Source organism: Phormidium tenue FACHB-1050, from assembly GCF_014696925.1.
Taxonomy (GTDB): Bacteria; Cyanobacteriota; Cyanobacteriia; order Pseudanabaenales; family Pseudanabaenaceae; genus Pseudanabaena.
In genome coordinates this window covers 85,857-105,268 of the sequence record NZ_JACJQY010000008.1, presented here as the reverse complement: position 1 = coordinate 105,268, position 19,412 = coordinate 85,857, and the positions used below count along the sequence as shown (strand labels likewise).

The window sequence follows — 19,412 nt, the reverse complement described above, 5'->3', positions numbered from 1 at the left end:
CTGTCCTTAATGCTTGTGTGTCTATAAATAAAATATTACGCCACTATAAAAAGATTGTCAATAGCCTATCAAAAATATTTTTGATTTGCCAAAATCATCGCTCTGCTTTATTTTCGCGAGTAAGTGAAGAAATGAAGCGAAATGGCAACAGACACGCATCAATACAAAGCAAAAAACTGTACTAAGGGCATACCGTGCGGGATTGGCTGTATTTCTGCAAGTAAGAAATGTAGGACTAAATTACCCTCTAATGTGTCAGCTAGCCTTGACGCGATCGCCGATCCTGAGAATTTAGAAGCAGGGGCGGAAAAGGCTGAGCCGTCTTTGACTGATAAGTTTCCATCGCTTAACTCGTCCGAGGGAGAACTTTGGGACAAAACGACAAAAATAGGAGATAACGAAATTTTAACTTATGTGTCGCCTAACGGGAAATTAGAACAAAAAATGGGATCTGGAGTAGAACCACCCCCGACTTTTCAAGATGTAATTATTGTGGTCAACGATAATTTAGATAAAAGCAGCTCAATAGAGGGGAAAGAAGGGCTAAAACTTGCTTTAGCAAGTCGTGAACACGTTCGCGAATATGTAAAGCAAGCACCTGAAGGAACAATATTATCCAATACTCCACATAAAGATGATGGGTTTGGGGATCAAAGAGCGAAACTCTACGAAAAGGCGGGGTTTTCGCCTCGTTCAAGCAAAGGCGAAATGTATTCAATTGTTTCAGGGGGGAAAAACATCCCTATTACCTTGGATGAGATTAAAGCACTGAAAGAAGCAGGGCATTTTACAAAATGAAAATTAAAGACGATCAAATAACACAAATTAATCAAATGATCGATAGCGGCAAAACAGAAACCCAAATTATTGATTGGGTTGATTCTCAAGAAAACTCGCAAGATATTTATGATTGGTTTAATAAGTTTATGCAAGGCTATGTAAGTTCAACCTAAATAAAATGGCTAAAAAAAAGCTAAGTGTAGAAGCTGTAAAAGCACAACTTTTAGAAAGCATTAACTTTGTTTTTACTAATAACGGCGCTAGATCTGAGCGTGCTAATGAAATTCGCAGTTATGAGATCAATGACAATAAAATCACTGGTGTTTTTGTTGGAGTTAGGCAATTCAAAGAAGAACTTTTTGAATTTGAAATGACAAAACAAAAGGATGGATGGCTGATCGATTATGGCTATCCAGATTCAGAAGTTGCAAAAAATAGCAGCCTGCATTATTTTCCAGAGAATATGAAAAAGCAGATCCATAGGTACTATCGCGAATCAAACACAGCGCTCGATGAGTGCGGCGTTTTGGTGCGTCCTGCTTTGCTATTGACTGAGGGCAAGATCACTGATAGCGAAGGCGTGACAACTACTTATACAAGGGAGTTGATAGATGCGATCGTTGAGACTTCAAATGCTTATGCTCAAACAGAAGAAATTAAGTTGTTCAATGATCATGAGTACAGCCAAAAATCTCGCATTGGATCAGTAACAGGTAAATTTACAGCCAGAGAAATTACTGACTTTGACCTCCCAGAAAATAGCGATCGCAGTTCTATCGGCAAATATGCAGTTTTTAATGATGGCATTGAAATTCGCGATGAGAAAGCGATTGAGAAATATCAATCAGGATTGCTTAAAGAGCTATCTATAGGAATTATTTTGTCAGGAAACACAGGCACGATCTATGAGGTGTCTGCTGTACCTTGGGGGGCGGTAAAAGAAGCTCATATTTATTCTGGGGAACCTATGCCTATTGATGATGACATTCACAAATATGCGTTTAGCTTTGAAGCAGAAATGCGTAAAGGCTCCATGCCATCAGAAGAACAAATGATGGCTATGGATAAGACTTGGAAAGGGTTCTACTCATTCAGTAACGTGTTGTACGAATTGCAAAATGCTACTGATTCTGAGCTACCTAAACCTCGATCCAAGATGACCAAAAAAGCTCTTGACGATCTAAACGGATATTTGTACTCAATACATTTACCCAAGCCAGATCCAGAAGAAATCCCTATCGTAATGATGGAAAAACCAATGACAGAAAAAACTAAAACCTATAGTGCTGCTGACTTTGAGGCGTTGCAATCTCAATTAGCAAAGCTTCAAAAAGACAATCAAGATACTCTCAAGTTTTCAGCACTAAAAGATAAAGCGAGTGAGTTAGTTCGCAATGGCAAGCTGTCCCCCGCAGAATACAAAACCAAATTTGAGGGCGATCAAGCTTTTGCTAATTATCAGGCGGCGATCGCTGGCGATCCTCTTGAAAGCTTCCTCAATTATCTCGATGCACACGTCACGCCCGACCCGCGCTTAGCTCCTTCAGTCTATGGCGCGACACCTTTACTCAATCAGGAAGTACCAGAGCGCCCAGAAGCTGAGCAAAAAGCCGTAAAGGATCGCGCCTCTGCAATTCCTGTAACCAAAGTTTCTTACTAAGGAGAACTTGAATAAATGCCTACAACTTTAAGAACTGATACTTTTACTGGGTTTGATGAGGATATTAATATCCTTGCAACCAATGATTATGAAGCGCCGATCTCTCGGACTCTTGATCTATCTTTTCTGCAATCTGATTCCGATGGTGCGAAATTTGTCAAAGCGGGTGCTGTAATTGCAAATATCCCTGCTTCTGATTTTGTGCGTGTATTGCCACTCACAACCGTAGCGGCGGCGCTTACTACTAGTGATAGTACTGTCACTGTAGCCGATGCGAAGATCTTTAAAAACAGTGAAGCTCTCGTAATCGCTCGACCATACGCCACTCTCACTTTTGCGGGTACTGTTGCCACTGGGAATACAATCACCCTCACTCTGCAAGGTCAAGCCCTCACTTATACCTTGGTTGGCGGTGATACCACAGCAACCCTCACCGCTACAAGCTTTGCAGCGTTCATTAATGCAGGTGCAGCTAGCGACAAGGTACTTGCGATCGCATCAGGTGCAGTTGTCTACTTCTATAGCAAAACTGGCTTGCCTTACACCTTTGCAACCAGTGTTACAGGAGGTGGTGTTACTTCTACAGCTAGCGCTGCGGTCATGCAAGAGAATGTTGCGATCGCTTCTATCCATGCCTCAACCGCTATCAATACCACTACCAATGTAATTACCCTAGCTGCTAGCAGTGCAGTAAACCAACCAATCGGAGCGCCGATCGGTGTAGCGGTTAAGCCTAGCGATATTTTGGGCTTAACTGTTCAAAAGCTGCTAGTCGCTAGCACTCAAACGCTTTTAGATTCGCTAACTAATGATGTGGCGATCTATCGCGAAGCTGATATTTACACTTCGCTAATTCCTTACTGGGATGCAGCGCTAAATACAGCCTTACCCCAAATCACCCCAGTTCAGCGAGGTTAAACCATGTCTTCAATTTATGAATTTCTAGAACGTCGCGAGAATAAGGATGTATGGCGCACGGCTGTAGATCAAACCGATTGGCGCTTGCGTAATCCTGTCGATCGCTCTCGATTAGATCGCCTTATTCCTGCTACCTCTTATCCTAGTCGCACCATCCTAATCAATCGCATGGTCGTACACCGTCCGACCTTAGCGACGATTATCGCCGAAGATGCAGAAGTACCTCCAAGCCGTCCCCAAATGGTTCTCAATGAGGAGCTATTGGGGAACTGCAAGATCGGGAAAAAATACCAGTGGAATGAACGCGATCAAAAGCAATTAATTGAATTGCAGCAAGGCGGCTTATCGACTGAACTAAAGCAAGCGATCGAAGATTACTTTTTCGGCACGATCGCCGATCTAGTCCCTTCGATTTACGATAAGTCGATGCGATTGGCTATGGACATCGCTCTTACTGGTAGTTGCACATTTACCGATCCTATCTCTAAGGGCAGTTTTTCCGTCAGCTATCCCGTAACCAGTGGACATATCCCATCTGCTCTATCGGGCGGCGCTTTATGGAGCGCTCCAACTACTTGCACACCATTGGCTAACCTAGAATCTCACGCTGAGACTGTCTACAATACCCTTGGTAAATTCCCTGATAACATCTCAATGCATCGCGCCCAATTGCGGCAAGTTGCTGCGAGTAATGAAGCAAAGATCGCTTGGCTTACTCGCACTGGTGGGAGTGGCACTACATCGCAAGATCTTACAGGTGTATTTCTAAGCGATAACATGGTCAAAGAGTTGATCGCCGAACGTGTTAACCCTAATACAGGGGCTGAAGTCATCATCAATGATGCGAAATACTCTGAAGAACAAGCTAACGCTACTATCAGTGATAAATTCTATCTCGCAGTAGGGGCTAATACTGGTTACTACTTCTTTGGATGGGATGGCTATATCGAGCGCGGGTTTGTCCCTACCATTGAGAACCGTTTAGCATCTGGTATTTACGTGGTCAATGGTCAAAAAACAGACGATGTTCCACACCGTTACTGGACTACAGCCGTCGCCAACTTTGTACCAGTAGTTCGCGATCCTCGCTATATTGCTGCCCGAAAAGTCGTTTAGAATATAGACATAGCAAGGTTAACCACTATCTTTAGCGTTGAGGCAAACCCTTGCTAAAAAGACCATATTGTTACTGGTAACAATATGGTCTTTTTGATTATTTAGGAGATAGAAAATGTCATTGCAATTTACAACACTTGAAGAAATAAATGTGGTTTTGAAACCACGTTTGCAAATGGGCGGGACGCAAACAGCTTATGGGCGCGGCGTGATTCCCTCCCCTGATGTAGAAGCGATCGCCTGTCGAGTTGAGGGCGGTATTAATATGCGCCTCAAAGAGAGGTATAAAGTCCCTCTAAATCTTACTGATGAGAACGCCAAGAAATTGCTTGCTAGTATTACGATCAACCTTACTGTGTGTGAGGTTCTTGGCATTTATTACACAGGTATGGAGCCGTCAGACGAAAGCGGGAGAATCCTTTCGCAATTCTGTACGCAAGGGCAAAAAGAACTTGATGCATTGATGGCTAGCTATATCGATGGCGAAGTGGCGATCGGTGTGAGTATCGGTGCTACTAATCGCGCCCCTGTAGTGGGGATGCGAACTGGGGGGACTAAGATTGATTTTTAATTTGACAAAATCGATCGCGTACAATATAGGGCATATCTACCAGCGATCGCCCCATGACCAGCGCTCTATTTGATTCAGTTTTCGGCACATTCCGATATAGCGATGCACCCGATCTCATGCCAATTGATGAAATTATTGGCAGCATGGATAGCATCGAACTCGCAACGCTGAAAGCCATGAACGACGCGACGCGATCGGCTGTCAAGAAGTTGAAGAAGGAAGCACAAGGAAAATCGTTAAGCGAGATTGCGAAACTCAATTGGGATCTAGCTCCTGATATCGCCAAAACGCTTAATGTGACTTGGGATAAAGGCTATAAGTCTGGGAGTAAGGACGCGATCAAAGAACTTAGGGCGGCTATCCCACAGAAATATAATTCTGCACAGTATGCGAAAGTATCAGATTTAATCAAACAGATATTTGACCTTAAACCATTTTCAGTATTTGATCGCCCCAAAGCATCGGTCAAAGCGATCCTTTCTCGCAACTTGAAGATCGCGGGTGATTACTCCAAAGAGATATTGGAACGGGTTAAGAATAATCTCTCACAGAGCATGATCACGCAACCTGATACGGGTTATCCAATGCCGCCCAAACAGGTAAATGCATTGATTCAAGATACCCTGAACGTGAGTCAGGCAAGGGCGGCTACGATATCTCGAACTGAAACTACTAATGCTTACTCTCAGTCGAGGGTTGAGACTTTTAAGCAATCATCGCTCGCAACTCACTGTAGGTTTTTAGCGATCGCAGATGATCGCGTGACGGATATTTGCAAAACTCGCAACGGGATTGTGTTCCCTATCGCAGATTCAGATAAATTTCGTCCTAGTTTACATTTTAATTGCCGCTCAACGATATCAGTTCTACTCCCTAGGATTAATCCCGCACATCAGAAGATGATTGATGACCCAAATCTTGATCCTAACAATCGCGTATTAGCGCCGCTACAAAAAGGATGGCGGTAAATATCTATTGATCAAATTATCTTTATTTTGTGCAAAAATAAAGCTAGTCGCGTCAACGACTATCTTTATTTTGTGCAAAAATAAAGCTAGTCGCGTCAACGACTAGCTCACAAAACATTCAAGGTATATACCAATGAGTCAATTATCTCAAAATCCTGATAGCTTGCAATCAACTGCTTCTAAAATTATCAGCTCAGAAGTAGTCACAGTCACGCCTTCAGTCGCTAAAACTTGGCTTGATTTGATGATTGGGAACCAAAGGAGACCGTCTGAAAAGGTGGTGAATAGATATGCTAAGGCGATGAAGTCAGGACAGTGGAGCCTTGGATCTGCAATATCATTTTGCTCAGAAGGGTTTCTGATTGACGGACAGCACAGGCTTCTAGCTGTTGCTAAGTCGGGGTGCAATATTGATTTTATAGTTATCCGAGGATTGCCTAGTAATGCGATCTATGGGATTGACATGGGAATGCCTAGATCCTCAGTCAATTTGGCAAGTCTTGAGGGTTTATCCGTAACGTCTATACATCTTTCTATTTTGAATTGCTGCTTTTTTGGATTTGATTCTGATGGGCTGCCTCCCTCTCTTTCTAAATTTGATCAAGTTGAAGCCTTGAAAAAGCATTTTGATGCTATTGAGTTTGCCTGCAAAAGGTTTAACGCTAATGGTCGAATTACTTACGCTCCTTTTTTGGCTCCTGTTGCAAAAGCTTATTACTCTGAAAATCATTTGAGGCTGGAACAGTTTTTGAAGGTTTTGCATACTGGGTTCCCTGTGTCTGCCAATGCTGAAGAGGATTCAGCCGCAATATCTCTCCGTAACTTGTATTTTAAAGAGCGAAACCTTGTCGCCATGCGTTTAAATAACGGATCAACTAAACGGATGCATGATTACCGTAAAGCAACTACGGTTTTAAAAAATTTCATTTTGAGAAAGCCTTTAAAACTCATCAAAGAAACAACAAGCAATATTTTCCCAGTTAAGGATTTTGATGCATGGTGGAAAGATAAAGCCGCCTAAGCTAAAATAAAACCAACAAAACCCGCCAAGCCTCTAAACTATGTCTCTTGAACTACCAACAGAAAGCGAGTTAATTGCTGAGCAAAAACGACTAGATGGGTTGCGAATTGACAAGGTTATAGCAGAATCATCTGAACATGCAAGAATAGAAATTGAAGGGTTGCGGTTATTATGGCGATCGCAAATGCAGTTACTAGAAGCTCAACAACAAAATAGACGGGTTAATGAGCTTTATAAAAAATTCTTTTTGTAATTTTCTGCTACCGTAATTAATTACGACACCACAAAAATATCATGAGCAAAAAAGTCATCCTCATTACCGCGATCGCATTAGCAGCCACAGGCGCGATCGCTGGAATCTACATAAGCACACGCCCCAAACCCGTATCAAGCTGCGATATCTTGCTTACTAAAATGCTAGAAGCAAAAACTCAAGATGAGCGCGATTTTGCTGAGAAGCGATGGACTGATACTTGTATTACCAAGTAATCTTAACGAGGTTTCCCCCTGCTACCCATCGAGGCGATGACTCTCTCTCATATTGCACCAATACTTGAAACTGTCCCCCGCTTGCTGGCTTTTTAATTTCTTCGCTGACAATTTCGCCGATCATCGTTGCGCGATCGCGTGTCACGTAATTTGCTTTTACCTTAGTATGTAGGGAGACATCGGAGAGCTTCATAATGTCGCGATTTATCAGTATTGATTATTCAGCAATAGATATTATTTTAACGGAATTGCAAGGCATAAGCGATCGCGCATCAGATCTAAAACCTGTAGCTAGCCTTGTCGCGCTCGTAATTAGCAGCTACACCGATGACGTTTTTGCAAATGCACCTCGCACGGAATCAGGCGGCACTGCATCCAATGGTTTTGCATGGGATAGGCTAAAAGATTCTACTCTCAATGCAAGAGGTGGAAGGCGGCGCAATGGTCAGATATTGCGAGATACAGGCGCATTACTAAACTCACTGCAATCTAGTTCAGCTACAACATTTTCGCCGCGAAGCGCCGCAAATTTTTTTCAAGCTGGTAGCGATTTTATTGAATTTGGCACAAACTTACCCCAAGGATTTAACAACAATACGCGCCCCTTTTTAGCTCACACTGATTCGCTTAGTACGTTGGTTGAGAAGGCGATTGAGAATTATATTTTGACGGGTGAGACTTAATGGCGGTGACTGGGATCGAACCAGTGATCTTGGGATTATGAGACCCACGAGGTAGCCACTCCTCCACACCGCTATGGATGCGATCGCCTATCAACTAGGTTCGGGCGTGGTTATACCCTAGATAAGCGATCGCAGAAAATCAATATATCATAAAAATAAAAATGACAGCACCAATTGACCATCACTTAGAGAACCTAGGGGAATACCTCAAAGATCGCCTCAACGAAGCAGGGGAGGCGTTAGATGCTGCGATTACTGTGGTAGAAGATGTCAGCTACTTAGGCGATTTTAACTCTACCGATAAGTTTCCCCTGCTATTGATATATCGCACAGGTGGGAAAGGCTATGGAGGCGATCGCCGTGAATTTTGGGAGATTGTATATTTGCTCTCAAATTATGGCGATGTGTACGATGTGCCAAGGGTATTAGCTTGGGTATTTGAGGAGCATAATGATTCAAATATCATCAATCTGCTCGTTAACTATTTCTCCCAAACTCAGTGCAGTGGGCTAAAGCTTGACGTAAATTCCCTTGATTGGAATTATCTATACCGCACGGCGATCGGGAATAGTGCGGGTGGACGACTTAAATTTACTCTTTCGGCTTAAAAAAATGGACTTTTTAGTATTAATTTCTCAAAATGAAGACGGTATTTTCTGCGCCTCAGTGCCTAGCCTTATCGGGTGCGTGAGTCGGGGTGAGACTAAGGATGCTGCGATCGCGAATATCAAAGAGGCGATCGCGTTGCATATTCAATCAGGACCGAAAGGTCAAATTTTAATTGAGTGGGATCATGAAGCTGAAGCTTTCTCTGCTACTTGCAACGAGTTAAATTATCTCTCTTCATTTGGAGATACTCGTCAGCAAGCGATTATCAATCTTAAAGATGCAGCACCGCTTATGTTTGAAGACTCAGACTTGATAGAGGTCGTGAGCATTGATCTAAATTTAGCTTAAAGGAAAAAGTTATATAAAAGTTATATTTCGAGGTTGTAGCAAATTTGCTACAACCTCTTTTAATTTGCCAAATCTAAACCTCTGCTTTATTTTGCAGGAAATACCCTTAGCTAAGGTTTGATTTTATGGCACTTACAGGAATTGCTAATAGCGTGACCCCTGCGATCACGATTAGTAGAACGCTGACTCCTACAGCAAGGCTTTTTGAAGATACAACGCGAAACATTATTGATTACTACGCAACGATCAATAGTGCAGTCCGATTGCTTAAACGAATTACCCATACACCAGAGTTTACAGGTGGCGTATGGAAAATTGCGGTTAGAGAGTATGAATACCCCGCAAATTACGACGACACGTATGACCCTACGAATCTAGCCAGTGCAACTACTGCACCTTTCACGATCGCTCTTGGCACTCAGATCGGACAAACAACTTACACCAACAATCAAGTCATGTTGCCAACAATCTACACGGCGGCTGGCGATACTCTTGCATCCTAATTTTTACTCAATTTATCGGAGCCTTAAACAATGGCAAAACTTATTAATAATGGCGTTCAGGGGATTACCCAAGTAATTCTGAAAACCAAAAACATTGCAAATCCCTCGCTTAACCGTCCATTGATGATCGCAGCCCCTTCCAATGGCACATATAACAGTGGCATAACTGAGACTGAAATCACATCAGTAAACTGCTTAGGTGAACAGATTGTCAGCGATAGCTATGTAAACGAACGCAAACCGACTCTTTCCTTTACCTATGGAGGTAAAACTAAGGAAGTTTTGGCGGCGTTCTTTGGTTTGGAATTAGCAAACGGTACTAAAACTACTGCTTTTGCTAAATCCATCGAAGTTACTACAGGCTCTTATGCTGCTTCTACCAGCGGCTACAGTGGATTTGGAGCGACGGCTAACAATACCAATTCTTACGCCTATTACCTGACTAATGAGGGTAGAGAGTTTGAGTTGACTAGGCAGACTTTCGGCTCGTTTAACGCTGCTACCCCTAATAGTTGGGCGCAAGGTGCGGACGGCGCGTTATTGTTTTCTACTGATGTTGTGGCGGCGCGTCGTTACGTCACTTTTTACGTCCCCTACGACTCTACAAACTCTGACTACCTAAGCACTACGCCGCAAGTGGATTACACTGCTGATATCTTCTTTGTGAATATCAATAAGGATGTTGGTCACTTTATCTTTGATAGCGTGTCTGCGAACCTTACCGAGAATGCAGAGTTTGAATTTGGTGGCGGTGAAATCAGTCTTAACTTTAGGGTCACTGGTGGATTCCAGTTGATCTATCCAAATCGCTTAGCTCGATGCTAGTATATAGATAACAAAATGTCACACAGAAATAGAACTCTTCTACCTTTTCTATTCCTGCTATTACGAATGCCGTTGAGTTCTCTCTAGGCTAAACAAAAAAGCAGTATCCTATCCTATGGATACTGCTTTTTTGTGCTTATGCTTCAAATCTACTCACACGATCGCTACATCACCACAATCGAGCCTGTAAGCTATGCGCGATCGCAAAAGTTTAAAGTATTGTTTCTACATCTGCTCGAACGATTAGAGCAACACCAATATGAAATTGGGGAATATATTGCACACGAAGGCGATCGCCTATTACAAGAAATATTAGCTCTGCATAGCTCTACGCTTAGCTTGAGGGCGATCGCTTCAGACTATGAATTGCTGCAAAATCTGTTTACCCGTGACCTGATAGAGCTTAATAAATTTGAGCCATGCGAAGAAGCGCAAAAGGATAGACCTCACCTTGATATTGATCCTGCATATAAACGACTGAAGTTTAAGACAAGTGGCGATCCGTTTATGGATAATCTTGCAGATTTAGCTGTTGATCTAGGTAGCTACGATCAAGCGATTAGCTTAGTGAATCAACTCACGCAGACACAGATCAGCCATTTCTTATATAGGTACGTCGAGAGAAGCCGCCCTATTGAGCAGCTAATTAACGAGCAAAATAAAGAGTATTTCTTTAAAGAATGGCTTGCTGATGATTGGAATAAGGATTATATGAGCAAGGTGTTTAATTCATAAACAGATCTATCGATATTTATTAATAAGCCATCCGCTAATATTTGGCTCTCCTTTATGTTTTCCTATTTGAGTAACAAATCCTTCAGACAGAGCGATCGCCTTTAATCTTTCAATTAAATCTACTGGTAGGCGTAGATTTAATTGAGCGTAGCGATCGCTGCTTCGTGGTCTACCTACAGGACGGCGTTCCTGTAGGGCTAGGGCAAAGGGATGATATCACCAACGCTTACACCTGATTTATGGGACTCAACCACGATCGCACCGCCTTGACGCGGGTCGTTAGTCGCTACCCAATGGGTAGCGTGGAAGTGGTGGATCAAAGTTCCGAACACCCATATCGGGGCGCGACCATTGAGGACTACGCCTTTGTTGCCTTTGACGGTGGGGATAGCGAGAGACTTGATGTCTGCGGGTTCGCAAGTACCTCCTTCGATGGCAATATCTACCAGAGTGTATTTGTCGTTTTCTGTTGCAGTGATGATGATTGGATTCATATTATTGTTTTTTTAGGGTGGGCTTTTTTAGGACAGGCTTTTTTAGTTGCTCAATCTTCTCAGAGTGTTTTGTTAAATACTCTCGGATTTTTTCAACAGTGTCGTATTTGTCCAAAACGTGAGTTAATGGATTGAGGTGTGGGAACTCATCGGTCAAGACTTGACGGTGCAATCTACGAATACTGTCAAGTTTTTGAGCTTCAGATCCAAGGCGATTATTCAACTCAATTGTTGCCTGAGAAGGCGGAAGAGGGGCTTTATAGGCTTCTGACCCTTTACCCAGTAATCTCATTGGTTGAAAATCATCATCATCCCACAATTCTTCTCTGCTTTGTCTGGTCATAAACTCACCTCAAAACTCGTAGCTAATGCCACGACTGCCGCCCTTGCCATGATTGATTGAATAACCAACAGCAGAGATGTGGATTAATGCGTCTTCGTCGGGATCGAATCGATCAAGAAGTTGATCGATTTTCTTTTGACTTAACGCCAAAATAGTATTTCCGTCATAGCTGCCATTCAATTGCAGCTTATCAACTAATTCTTGAGCAGTCATTTTTTTTCTCAGCCCCTCTTTAACTGAGTACCGCTATCAGGTTTAGCGGCGTTTGCGGGTGTGTTTGACCTGATGTAAACAATATTAAGCGCTTAAATACTATTTGTCAAGCACTATTTTTGTGATCAGAATTTACAGCAATAATTCTTCCAATAAAAAAGCGGCGCATAGCGCCGCCCTAGTTCTCAAAAACATCCACAATCAAAAACTGAGTCGCATTTCCACATAGTCTATTTTCAATCTCTAATAAAATATAGCATGAAAAAAGCGCTCTCAATTGTCACAGAGAGGCGCTTTAATAGACTTCACTAGCATGGAGTTTCTATACTAGCAGAAGTGATAGAATATTGTCGAAGCCGCGATGAACGCGACCCCTAATCACTCAGCTACTGTACTAGCCAGAATGACCATAGATATTGTACCTAAAACTAGATATTTCTTCCTTGATGGAAGCAAGATCGCTGATAAAGAATCGTTCTTTAAGGCGATCGCCCTTGCGATGGATTTCCCTGATTACTTTGGGCATAATTGGGACGCTCTTGCAGAATGTATTAATGATTTGAGTTGGATTGAGGAGGAGCGCAAAATACTGATATGGGTTGATCCTACTGACTTCAGAAACAATCACCCTGACGATTTTAAATTAGCTGCATCTCTAATTATTGATGCTTGCAAATCAGGCAAGTTTAAGATCCATAATTTGACTACCGCTATGATGTCCTTAATCCAATACGTCTAATGAATATACTTACAGATCTAATCCCCATCCCATGCATTGAGCATGAAAAACTAAATAGACTGCAAACGTTAATAATCGAAATACAGGCGGCTTGGTTTGCTAATTCCTTTGGCAGTGGTGAAACATTTTCTACGCCCGAAATCTGGGAGAAGATGCAAGAGGCTGTATGTCTGATGCATCGAAGTGACGACCCATCAAAAAAAGGAATTGACCTTAAGGCGATCGCTAGTAACTACGAACTACTGGAACAAATCTTCATCGCTAGGCACTGGGAAACTAGCGGCTATGTGCTAGATGACTCTAGCTTTGTTGGTTGCGACTTAATCCAAATGCATCGCTTTTCAGCTCTTGGAATTTTGAAGAAAGTTGATGCATTGCACCAAAGTATTTTGATGCAGAAATCGAAAGAGAATAGCGATCGCCCCATTGAGCAAAGGGTAGTAGAGAGCTATCCTGATGAAGATTTAGCATATGAGATTATTGGCAAAGGATTTGAAGTAAGTGAATAAACCCGTGAATATCAAAGTACAGCGCCTAACCGATGACGCGATCCTCCCTAAGTATCTGCATAAAAATGATGCTGGCATGGACATTAGCGCAATCGGAGATCGTGTGATTGAAGCAGGCGATCGCGCTCTTATCCCCACAGGACTATCTTTTGAACTGCCTGATTATTGTCAGATCGAGGTGCGCCCGCGATCGGGATTAGCTCTTAAGCATGGGATTACGGTACTGAATACTCCTGGTACTGTTGACTCAAATTACCGTGGAGAGCTTGGGGTGATTCTAATCAATCTCGGTAAAGAGGCATTTACAATCAAGAAAGGCGATCGCGTTGCCCAAATTGTCGTCACTCCTTTCTACACAGCTAACTTGATAGAAAGCGATGAACTTGAAGAAAGCGATCGCGGCTCGGCTGGTTTTGGCAGTACAGGAGTGAGCTAATGGACTTTGAACAAAAGCTAGACATGGTACTAGCAACAATTCGGGAAATGTTACTTGATAAAAATCGCAAGTATGGCAACTCAGCGCTAGAGCCTGTGAGAGTATTTAGCAAAGCTGCACCATTAGAGCAAATTGCGGTAAGGATGGATGATAAACTTTCACGCATCAAAAGCGCCCAAGGCGACGATCTAGAAGATGCAAAACTTGATTTAGTTGGTTACTTAGTATTAGAGGCGATCGCGAAATTATGAGCAGACCCAAGAAACCCGTAGTAATTCCAATCTCATCGCAATCAGACGACGATCGCTATAACAAAAGATCGGCGGCGCGAAAGTATAAGCAGATGGGTGGTAGCGACTTGATCCAACGTAAATTTTATGGAGACTGTGAAGATGACGAAGATTGATAACGCGATCGCCGATCCTCTACTTGAACTAAATCTAGCTGTAGCTGCGATCGCAGGATGGAAAAACATTCAAGAATGGAACCCAAACCCAAAAACTGAAAAGCCTAAAAAAGTATTTCAAGGCACTAACGAAAAGCATCCAGAATTAGGGATCTTTGTTCCTGACTATACGAGCGATTTGAATGCGATCGTAAAAGTTTTTGAGTATCTAGATATTGAGTTTGAATTAACTCGATTGCCAATAATGCCAAATGGGGCAAAACAATACATTGCATATTCTGGTAATACTAATAGGCAAAAGGATTTGAATAATCCCGCGATCGCCTTATGCAAACTTCTACTTGAATTAACTCCTGATCATAGCTAACATTTGTCAAAATCCATGCTCTGCATTATTTTGCAGAGCATGGCAAAAGATAAGACAGCAACGATTGTTTTCAAGGGTGAAGACCAAATTTCACCAGCGATCAAGACTGCTACTGCATCGGTAGCAGGGCTTAATCAATCGTTTGCGGGTGTGGAGAATGCATCAAATAAAACTGCGGTACAGATTAAAGCAGAGCTTACCAAGGCGATCGCAGCAGTAAATAACGAGTTAGCAAACCTCTCAAAACAAAAGCTAACTCCAGATGTCCAACTGAAGCAAAATAATGCTCTAAAGCAATTAGCGGATTTAAAAGCAAAGCTTAATGAAGTCGATAAGGTAGTAGTTAAACCACAGGTTGACCCCGAATCGCTCCTAAAATCGCAGTTGCAAGCACAGGCATTAGGGCAATTAGTAGGCAAGCTAAACGAGCTTAAGAGCGCTAGTTTAGAAGCGTTTGGGGAATTTAGAAAAGCTCAGCGTAACGCGGCGGCGCAGGCGACAGATATCACAGGGCTAAGCGCTGCGGTCAAAACTTTAGGCGGCGAACTTAAGAACCAAGTATCAGCTACGGAATTACTTGATAATGCTGCGAGAGTTGCTCAAAAGGGCTATCGAGATACCGCAGATAATATCAATGTTTTACGCGCTACCCAGAAACTCGCGATCGCCACAAATACCGATTTCAACACGGCTTTAGAAGCGACTACCGATATTCTCAAGGCTTACAATCTGCCATCAAAAGAAGCGGATAATGTGACGGCTCAACTAGCCGCTACAGCTAGGGTAGCTGGTACAAGCGTAGGAGAATTAGCGCCGCAAATTGGGCGGATCGCGGTCACTGCTTCGAGCGCTGGTGTCGGAATCAATGACCTATTAGGATTTCTTGGTAATGCAGCTAAGCAGGGTGCAGATTCTAGAACCTCATTAACTGCTCTCAACAAGGTAATCAACGATTTATCCACAGGCGATCTCGTTCGCAAGGGTCAAGAGATCGGGATAAGTTTTGATGAAGCGGCGATCAAAACAGGCGGCTTGAATGCCCTATTTAAACAATTGCAATCGCAAGGTATAAGCACGGCTGAAGGACTCCAAAGACTTGGATTTAATGCCAAGGAAGCGGCGGCGATCACTCCTTCTCTTGCTAGTGGCATCACTCAAGTTAAGGATGCTCAAGCAGGGCTAAATAAACAATTTGAAACTCAAATCGATCCTAAAAAATCTGCTGAGAACCAATTAAAAGACAGCCTAGTAGATTTGGGTAAAACTGTTGCTCCTATTGCGAATCAAGTTGTATTAGCAACCCGATCGATGATCGCTGCTTTCACTCAATTACCAGCGCCTATACAGCAAACCCTAGGCGTATTTATTGGGCTTGTAGGTTTAAGTACAAGCGTAGCATTAGCTTTTGGAGCTATTGGTCAGGCTGTAGGGATTGCATCGGCTATAGTCCCAGCATTAGTAGGATCATTTACTAGCTTGAGTGGAGCTATTGCTCTTGCTAATGGTGTTCTCACTACAGAAGTTACTCTCACTAAAGTAGCAACCGTAGCTAAAGGAGCATATGCAACAGCAACAGCTACAGCATCGGCAGCTTTGGGAGGGTTTGCGGCTTCTGCCACTGCTGCTTTAATTCCCCTTGGAGCATTAGTTGCTGTTATTGGGGCGATCGCGGCTGCGAAATTCCTTAGTGATAAGACAGTTGAGCTAAAAGAATATAATGCAGCAGTTGAAGAAAATGTAGCGACAGGTCAACAGCTATCAAATCAGACCTCTGGACTAATTTCTAAGATCCAATCATTGCAAGCTGTCAGAGCGAAAGGCGGCGCGATTACTGATGAACAAATTCGGAAAGAAAAAGGGACACTCAAACTTACTGAAGACCAAATTAATGCTGAGAAAGAAAAGCTAGCGCAAATCGAAGCCCAAAAAGCCCCTAATGCTGAGTTAGAAGCATCGCGTCAAGTTGAAATTGCATCTCGTAAAAAGACGATCGCATTAGCTGAAAAAGAGAAGAAAGAACTTGAGGATCTAATTGCCACAGGCAAAACTAAAGCCACTGCCAATGTAGCGATCGCGCGTTCTGAGAAAGATGTTGAAGTGGCGGTAAAATCTCGGATTGATGCTGAAAAACGAGCTAACGATAATCAAGCAAAGTTGCGATCGCGTGATTTTGAGAGCCAATCCAAAAATCAAAGTCGCGATTTTGAGAGGCAATCCCAAACTGAAAAACAAGCTTTTGAAAAGTCACTCAACAATGAGAAGCGCGATTTTGAAGCAAGCCAAAAAGCTGATAAAGAGCGCTTTGAAAAAGGCTTGCTGGCAGAGCAACGCACCTTTAATGATGACGAAAAATCCAAGGATGCGACGTATCAAAAATCTAAGCAGGATGCTGAACGCGCTTTCAATGCCGAACAGCAAGCGCAAAAAGCCGCCTTTGATAAGCAACAGCAAGACGCATCAAGGGCTTTTGATGCTCAACAAAATAAAGAAAAGTTAGCTGCTGAGTCCCAATTCTCGCAACGTCGCCTTGAGATTGAGCGACAGCTACAACTTGACGCGGCTAAAACCCCAGAAGATCGCGCCAAATTAGAAGCCGAATTTAAAATTGCTGATGAGAAAGCGGCTAGGGAGAAGGCGGCTTTTGCTCAGTTAAAAGCTGATGAAGAGGCGTTTGCACTCAAACAACAGCAAGCCAAAATCGCCTTTGAAGAGAGCCAAAAATTAGCGGCGCAAACTTTCGAGGCAAATCAACAGGCGGCGAAGCTCGCCTTTGATGACGCTCTGAAACTCAAGGATCAGGAATACGAAACGCAGAAAGAGGCGGCTAAACTTGCATTTGAAGATACTCTCAAAGCCAAGCGCGACGCGCTCGAAGCAGGGCAAAATGAGACTAAATTAGCCTTTGAAGAGCAGTTAGCACTCAAAAAACAAGAGTTTGAAGATGCTGAACGGGTCAAAAAAGATGCGTTTGAGTTGTCCCAAAACGAGAAAAAAGCAGCTTTTGAAGAGTCTGAAAGGGTTAAGAGGCAAGCATTTGAAGACAATCTCAAGGCGTTAGAAGCCAAGTTTAAAGCTGATGAACGAGCGAAAGACCTAGCCAATGCTCAACAAGTGGCGGCGATTAAAAATGCTACCCCTGCCAGTGCGATCGCTAGCAAAGTACCAGCACTCGCAGGAATCGGAGTTAAACCACTTGCCACGGGTGGACGGTTTAATGCTGGTGAGCAACTATTAGTAGGTGAACGGGGCGCTGAGTTGGTCAAATTCAATAACGGCGGCTTTGTAAATAATGCCTCGGATACCAAACAGATTTTGCAATCAAGTGGCCCTGCTTCTAATATGTCCACCGCCAAGATTGAGGGGCTGTTGCTTCAATTAGTAGGCAAGCTTGATCGCCCAAATATTGCAGTTACCACGGCTGAGAGTCCCTCGGATACTTTGATCAAGATTCAGAGAGAGATCGGGCGATCGCTTGCTGTTGGGCTTTAGCCCCCTTTTTGCCTCATCTCTAATTCTTTCGCTCTTGCCGCAATCACACTGGGAGCGTCAAACCGTACATCACAGCGATCGCCTACTTCTGGCAACATGCAAAGCCCAAAATACTGAACATTACCAAAGCAATTATCTAAAACCGCGTCAACAAACATCTCAGGAATTGCGTATTTTTTGCGTAATCGTTCCATCATTTTTCTAATCCTTTCTCGTTGCTTACGCTCTAAGCTCCAAGGGTTATAAGGCTTGGCTATTCTGTTATGGGATGGGGCACGAATTACTTCAATTCTCACAATATTGTTGCACCTGTGATATTCATCCACTGCGATCCTAAGCTCATTATTCGGGATCCCCTTCATCTCTGAGTAGTTGCCGCCGCTAGCATTGGCGATCGCAATAATATCTTTTGCTTCTTGCCTTAACCCTAAAAGAAACTTCTCAAAATCTGGGTTAGCATGGCGAACTCTTTCAGGTGTCACCGCCACATCAAAAACTAAGGTAAGTTGATTATCTTCGCCTTGGCTTGATTGGATAAACTCACTGTTATCTGTGTCTCTCATCTGTTGCTAAAGACCTCCTGCCCATCAAATTTGAGCTGTCGGGATGTAATCAAAAACGATAATAAGAATTTTCTTATTATCGTTTTGCGGTGTTTTCGATATTAAGCAGTAGATTAGGCAGATACTATCTCCCAATCTTCACCGAAATGAAATAACAACTCTTGAGCTTTATCCCAGTGCATCGCTACAGCCTTGCTGATGTCGTCTAGCCATACACAGCCGATCGCATTAGCTACAGCTTGACCAGTAACCGAAACCACCTTGTACTGATGATTTTCGTTGTGGCACTCTTCAAAGTACTCACCAAACCGTTGGGCAAATGCTTTGGCTTCATACAAACTCTTAAACCCGTTTTCTGGTTGCCCGTCAATATCTTCTGGGTTGTGATCTTCGGCGAAAACATACCAGCGATTATCTTCTTTGGTGATGCTAATAATGTAGGAACGGTCGTCACTTACTTCTGAGAATGCATTCATTTCATAATACGCGCCGTTCTTAACCCAGTTGTAGCGTCCGCTAGAGATCTTGTATGTAGCAGTCATCGCTTTATCCGTCTATTGCTTGTGTGTCTATAAATATAATATTACTACCACTATAAAAAGATTGTCAATAGGGTAAACAAACTAT

Annotated in this window: 29 protein-coding genes and 1 tRNA gene; 23 read left to right on the top strand and 7 right to left on the bottom strand. The window is 42.9% G+C overall.

What is annotated here, in order from left to right:
• The first annotated feature begins 141 nt into the window (after window positions 1-141).
• The 10 genes from H6G05_RS07435 to H6G05_RS07390 all read left to right on the top strand — a co-directional run bounded on the left by H6G05_RS07435 (window position 142) and on the right by H6G05_RS07390 (window position 7,523).
• Window positions 142-798: a hypothetical protein gene (locus H6G05_RS07435; RefSeq protein ID WP_190577563.1), complete on the top strand. Its 657-nt coding sequence runs from the start codon at window positions 142-144 to the stop codon at window positions 796-798.
• Entirely contained in the window at window positions 795-953 is a 159-nt protein-coding gene (locus H6G05_RS07430; RefSeq protein ID WP_190577562.1) for a hypothetical protein, read from the top strand. Before H6G05_RS07435 ends, H6G05_RS07430 begins: the two co-directional genes overlap by 4 nt.
• Before the next feature lie 5 nt (window positions 954-958).
• Window positions 959-2,440, top strand: coding sequence for a hypothetical protein (locus tag H6G05_RS07425; RefSeq protein WP_190577561.1), 1,482 nt, complete (start codon window positions 959-961; stop codon window positions 2,438-2,440).
• Between the two features lie 15 nt (window positions 2,441-2,455).
• On the top strand, window positions 2,456-3,358 hold the full coding sequence (locus H6G05_RS07420) for a hypothetical protein (protein ID WP_190577560.1): 903 nt from the start codon (window positions 2,456-2,458) through the stop codon (window positions 3,356-3,358).
• Window positions 3,359-3,361: 3 nt separating this feature from the next.
• Window positions 3,362-4,474 carry a hypothetical protein gene (locus H6G05_RS07415; protein ID WP_190577559.1) on the top strand — a complete coding sequence of 371 codons (1,113 nt, stop codon included), beginning with the start codon at window positions 3,362-3,364 and terminating at the stop codon, window positions 4,472-4,474.
• 115 nt (window positions 4,475-4,589) lie between these two features.
• A complete protein-coding gene (locus H6G05_RS07410; protein ID WP_190577558.1) occupies window positions 4,590-5,045 on the top strand; it encodes a hypothetical protein in 456 nt (151 codons plus the stop codon).
• Between the two features lie 53 nt (window positions 5,046-5,098).
• Window positions 5,099-6,013, top strand: a complete 915-nt coding sequence (locus H6G05_RS07405; protein WP_190577557.1) for a minor capsid protein — start codon at window positions 5,099-5,101, stop codon at window positions 6,011-6,013.
• Between the two features lie 133 nt (window positions 6,014-6,146).
• Entirely contained in the window at window positions 6,147-7,034 is an 888-nt protein-coding gene (locus H6G05_RS07400; protein ID WP_190577556.1) for a hypothetical protein, read from the top strand.
• A 40-nt stretch (window positions 7,035-7,074) separates the two neighbouring features.
• On the top strand, window positions 7,075-7,287 hold the full coding sequence (locus H6G05_RS07395) for a hypothetical protein (protein WP_190577555.1): 213 nt from the start codon (window positions 7,075-7,077) through the stop codon (window positions 7,285-7,287).
• A gap of 41 nt (window positions 7,288-7,328) precedes the next feature.
• On the top strand, window positions 7,329-7,523 hold the full coding sequence (locus H6G05_RS07390) for a hypothetical protein (protein WP_190577554.1): 195 nt from the start codon (window positions 7,329-7,331) through the stop codon (window positions 7,521-7,523).
• Here H6G05_RS07390 and H6G05_RS07385 read toward each other — a convergent pair.
• Entirely contained in the window at window positions 7,513-7,716 is a 204-nt protein-coding gene (locus H6G05_RS07385) for a hypothetical protein (RefSeq protein WP_190577553.1), read from the bottom strand. The two genes, H6G05_RS07390 and H6G05_RS07385, sit on opposite strands and share 11 nt — an antisense overlap.
• 1 nt (window position 7,717) lies before the next feature.
• Here H6G05_RS07385 and H6G05_RS07380 point away from each other — a divergent pair, with 1 nt between their 5' ends.
• Window positions 7,718-8,206 (top strand): phage virion morphogenesis protein, encoded by a 489-nt coding sequence (locus tag H6G05_RS07380; protein WP_190577552.1) that lies wholly within the window; start codon window positions 7,718-7,720, stop codon window positions 8,204-8,206.
• Here H6G05_RS07380 and H6G05_RS07375 read toward each other — a convergent pair.
• Window positions 8,207-8,279: transfer RNA gene (locus tag H6G05_RS07375), tRNA-Ile, on the bottom strand.
• Window positions 8,280-8,367: 88 nt separating this feature from the next.
• On the opposite strand from H6G05_RS07375, the gene H6G05_RS07370 reads away from it, so the two are divergent.
• The 5 genes from H6G05_RS07370 (at window position 8,368) to H6G05_RS07345 (ending at window position 11,226) form a co-directional block, all read left to right on the top strand.
• Complete coding sequence (locus tag H6G05_RS07370) at window positions 8,368-8,814, top strand: hypothetical protein (RefSeq protein ID WP_190577551.1); 447 nt, start codon at window positions 8,368-8,370, stop codon at window positions 8,812-8,814.
• Between the two features lie 4 nt (window positions 8,815-8,818).
• The gene (locus H6G05_RS25300) at window positions 8,819-9,163 is read left to right on the top strand and encodes a type II toxin-antitoxin system HicB family antitoxin (protein ID WP_242025319.1); all 345 of its coding nucleotides are present in this window, start codon (window positions 8,819-8,821) and stop codon (window positions 9,161-9,163) included.
• A gap of 125 nt (window positions 9,164-9,288) precedes the next feature.
• The gene (locus tag H6G05_RS07355; RefSeq protein WP_190577550.1) at window positions 9,289-9,666 is read left to right on the top strand and encodes a hypothetical protein; all 378 of its coding nucleotides are present in this window, start codon (window positions 9,289-9,291) and stop codon (window positions 9,664-9,666) included.
• A gap of 30 nt (window positions 9,667-9,696) precedes the next feature.
• Entirely contained in the window at window positions 9,697-10,491 is a 795-nt protein-coding gene (locus tag H6G05_RS07350; protein ID WP_190577549.1) for a hypothetical protein, read from the top strand.
• Between the two features lie 138 nt (window positions 10,492-10,629).
• Complete coding sequence (locus H6G05_RS07345; RefSeq protein WP_190577548.1) at window positions 10,630-11,226, top strand: hypothetical protein; 597 nt, start codon at window positions 10,630-10,632, stop codon at window positions 11,224-11,226.
• A 197-nt stretch (window positions 11,227-11,423) separates the two neighbouring features.
• Here H6G05_RS07345 and crn3 read toward each other — a convergent pair whose 3' ends face one another.
• From crn3 to H6G05_RS07330, 3 genes are read right to left on the bottom strand one after another with little or no spacing between them, the layout of a single operon-like run.
• Window positions 11,424-11,720 carry a CRISPR-associated ring nuclease Crn3/Csx3 gene (crn3, locus tag H6G05_RS07340; RefSeq protein WP_190577547.1) on the bottom strand — a complete coding sequence of 99 codons (297 nt, stop codon included), beginning with the start codon at window positions 11,718-11,720 and terminating at the stop codon, window positions 11,424-11,426.
• A 1-nt stretch (window position 11,721) separates the two neighbouring features.
• Window positions 11,722-12,063: a hypothetical protein gene (locus tag H6G05_RS07335; protein ID WP_190577546.1), complete on the bottom strand. Its 342-nt coding sequence runs from the start codon at window positions 12,061-12,063 to the stop codon at window positions 11,722-11,724.
• A 9-nt stretch (window positions 12,064-12,072) separates the two neighbouring features.
• Entirely contained in the window at window positions 12,073-12,276 is a 204-nt protein-coding gene (locus H6G05_RS07330) for a hypothetical protein (protein WP_190577545.1), read from the bottom strand.
• A 361-nt stretch (window positions 12,277-12,637) separates the two neighbouring features.
• On the opposite strand from H6G05_RS07330, the gene H6G05_RS07325 reads away from it, so the two are divergent.
• From H6G05_RS07325 to H6G05_RS07295, 7 genes are read left to right on the top strand one after another with little or no spacing between them, the layout of a single operon-like run.
• The gene (locus H6G05_RS07325) at window positions 12,638-13,015 is read left to right on the top strand and encodes a barstar family protein (protein WP_190577544.1); all 378 of its coding nucleotides are present in this window, start codon (window positions 12,638-12,640) and stop codon (window positions 13,013-13,015) included.
• Complete coding sequence (locus tag H6G05_RS07320; RefSeq protein WP_190577543.1) at window positions 13,015-13,524, top strand: hypothetical protein; 510 nt, start codon at window positions 13,015-13,017, stop codon at window positions 13,522-13,524. Before H6G05_RS07325 ends, H6G05_RS07320 begins: the two co-directional genes overlap by 1 nt.
• Complete coding sequence (gene dut, locus H6G05_RS07315; protein WP_322096334.1) at window positions 13,517-13,960, top strand: dUTP diphosphatase; 444 nt, start codon at window positions 13,517-13,519, stop codon at window positions 13,958-13,960. The genes H6G05_RS07320 and dut overlap by 8 nt, the downstream gene beginning before the upstream one ends.
• Window positions 13,960-14,211, top strand: coding sequence for a hypothetical protein (locus tag H6G05_RS07310; RefSeq protein ID WP_190577542.1), 252 nt, complete (start codon window positions 13,960-13,962; stop codon window positions 14,209-14,211). Before dut ends, H6G05_RS07310 begins: the two co-directional genes overlap by 1 nt.
• On the top strand, window positions 14,208-14,366 hold the full coding sequence (locus tag H6G05_RS07305) for a hypothetical protein (RefSeq protein ID WP_190577541.1): 159 nt from the start codon (window positions 14,208-14,210) through the stop codon (window positions 14,364-14,366). Before H6G05_RS07310 ends, H6G05_RS07305 begins: the two co-directional genes overlap by 4 nt.
• Window positions 14,353-14,733 carry a hypothetical protein gene (locus H6G05_RS07300; RefSeq protein ID WP_190577540.1) on the top strand — a complete coding sequence of 127 codons (381 nt, stop codon included), beginning with the start codon at window positions 14,353-14,355 and terminating at the stop codon, window positions 14,731-14,733. Before H6G05_RS07305 ends, H6G05_RS07300 begins: the two co-directional genes overlap by 14 nt.
• A 39-nt stretch (window positions 14,734-14,772) precedes the next feature.
• Window positions 14,773-18,222: a phage tail tape measure protein gene (locus H6G05_RS07295; protein ID WP_190577539.1), complete on the top strand. Its 3,450-nt coding sequence runs from the start codon at window positions 14,773-14,775 to the stop codon at window positions 18,220-18,222.
• Here the strand turns inward: H6G05_RS07295 and H6G05_RS07290 are convergent.
• Both H6G05_RS07290 and H6G05_RS07285 read right to left on the bottom strand, forming a co-directional pair.
• Window positions 18,219-18,785: a hypothetical protein gene (locus H6G05_RS07290; protein WP_190577538.1), complete on the bottom strand. Its 567-nt coding sequence runs from the start codon at window positions 18,783-18,785 to the stop codon at window positions 18,219-18,221. The genes H6G05_RS07295 and H6G05_RS07290 overlap by 4 nt on opposite strands.
• 113 nt (window positions 18,786-18,898) lie before the next feature.
• The gene (locus H6G05_RS07285; RefSeq protein WP_190577537.1) at window positions 18,899-19,261 is read right to left on the bottom strand and encodes a hypothetical protein; all 363 of its coding nucleotides are present in this window, start codon (window positions 19,259-19,261) and stop codon (window positions 18,899-18,901) included.
• Window positions 19,262-19,412: the final 151 nt, after the last annotated feature.

Coding starts and splice junctions, on each gene's coding strand:
- H6G05_RS07435 (WP_190577563.1), top strand. CDS start 142: ATGGCAACAGACACGCATCAATACAAAGCAAAAAACTGTACTAAGGGC.
- H6G05_RS07430 (WP_190577562.1), top strand. CDS start 795: ATGAAAATTAAAGACGATCAAATAACACAAATTAATCAAATGATCGAT.
- H6G05_RS07425 (WP_190577561.1), top strand. CDS start 959: ATGGCTAAAAAAAAGCTAAGTGTAGAAGCTGTAAAAGCACAACTTTTA.
- H6G05_RS07420 (WP_190577560.1), top strand. CDS start 2,456: ATGCCTACAACTTTAAGAACTGATACTTTTACTGGGTTTGATGAGGAT.
- H6G05_RS07415 (WP_190577559.1), top strand. CDS start 3,362: ATGTCTTCAATTTATGAATTTCTAGAACGTCGCGAGAATAAGGATGTA.
- H6G05_RS07410 (WP_190577558.1), top strand. CDS start 4,590: ATGTCATTGCAATTTACAACACTTGAAGAAATAAATGTGGTTTTGAAA.
- H6G05_RS07405 (WP_190577557.1), top strand. CDS start 5,099: ATGACCAGCGCTCTATTTGATTCAGTTTTCGGCACATTCCGATATAGC.
- H6G05_RS07400 (WP_190577556.1), top strand. CDS start 6,147: ATGAGTCAATTATCTCAAAATCCTGATAGCTTGCAATCAACTGCTTCT.
- H6G05_RS07395 (WP_190577555.1), top strand. CDS start 7,075: ATGTCTCTTGAACTACCAACAGAAAGCGAGTTAATTGCTGAGCAAAAA.
- H6G05_RS07390 (WP_190577554.1), top strand. CDS start 7,329: ATGAGCAAAAAAGTCATCCTCATTACCGCGATCGCATTAGCAGCCACA.
- H6G05_RS07385 (WP_190577553.1), bottom strand. CDS start 7,716: ATGAAGCTCTCCGATGTCTCCCTACATACTAAGGTAAAAGCAAATTAC.
- H6G05_RS07380 (WP_190577552.1), top strand. CDS start 7,718: ATGTCGCGATTTATCAGTATTGATTATTCAGCAATAGATATTATTTTA.
- H6G05_RS07370 (WP_190577551.1), top strand. CDS start 8,368: ATGACAGCACCAATTGACCATCACTTAGAGAACCTAGGGGAATACCTC.
- H6G05_RS25300 (WP_242025319.1), top strand. CDS start 8,819: ATGGACTTTTTAGTATTAATTTCTCAAAATGAAGACGGTATTTTCTGC.
- H6G05_RS07355 (WP_190577550.1), top strand. CDS start 9,289: ATGGCACTTACAGGAATTGCTAATAGCGTGACCCCTGCGATCACGATT.
- H6G05_RS07350 (WP_190577549.1), top strand. CDS start 9,697: ATGGCAAAACTTATTAATAATGGCGTTCAGGGGATTACCCAAGTAATT.
- H6G05_RS07345 (WP_190577548.1), top strand. CDS start 10,630: ATGCTTCAAATCTACTCACACGATCGCTACATCACCACAATCGAGCCT.
- crn3 (WP_190577547.1), bottom strand. CDS start 11,720: ATGAATCCAATCATCATCACTGCAACAGAAAACGACAAATACACTCTG.
- H6G05_RS07335 (WP_190577546.1), bottom strand. CDS start 12,063: ATGACCAGACAAAGCAGAGAAGAATTGTGGGATGATGATGATTTTCAA.
- H6G05_RS07330 (WP_190577545.1), bottom strand. CDS start 12,276: ATGACTGCTCAAGAATTAGTTGATAAGCTGCAATTGAATGGCAGCTAT.
- H6G05_RS07325 (WP_190577544.1), top strand. CDS start 12,638: ATGAACGCGACCCCTAATCACTCAGCTACTGTACTAGCCAGAATGACC.
- H6G05_RS07320 (WP_190577543.1), top strand. CDS start 13,015: ATGAATATACTTACAGATCTAATCCCCATCCCATGCATTGAGCATGAA.
- H6G05_RS07310 (WP_190577542.1), top strand. CDS start 13,960: ATGGACTTTGAACAAAAGCTAGACATGGTACTAGCAACAATTCGGGAA.
- H6G05_RS07305 (WP_190577541.1), top strand. CDS start 14,208: ATGAGCAGACCCAAGAAACCCGTAGTAATTCCAATCTCATCGCAATCA.
- H6G05_RS07300 (WP_190577540.1), top strand. CDS start 14,353: ATGACGAAGATTGATAACGCGATCGCCGATCCTCTACTTGAACTAAAT.
- H6G05_RS07295 (WP_190577539.1), top strand. CDS start 14,773: ATGGCAAAAGATAAGACAGCAACGATTGTTTTCAAGGGTGAAGACCAA.
- H6G05_RS07290 (WP_190577538.1), bottom strand. CDS start 18,785: ATGAGAGACACAGATAACAGTGAGTTTATCCAATCAAGCCAAGGCGAA.
- H6G05_RS07285 (WP_190577537.1), bottom strand. CDS start 19,261: ATGAATGCATTCTCAGAAGTAAGTGACGACCGTTCCTACATTATTAGC.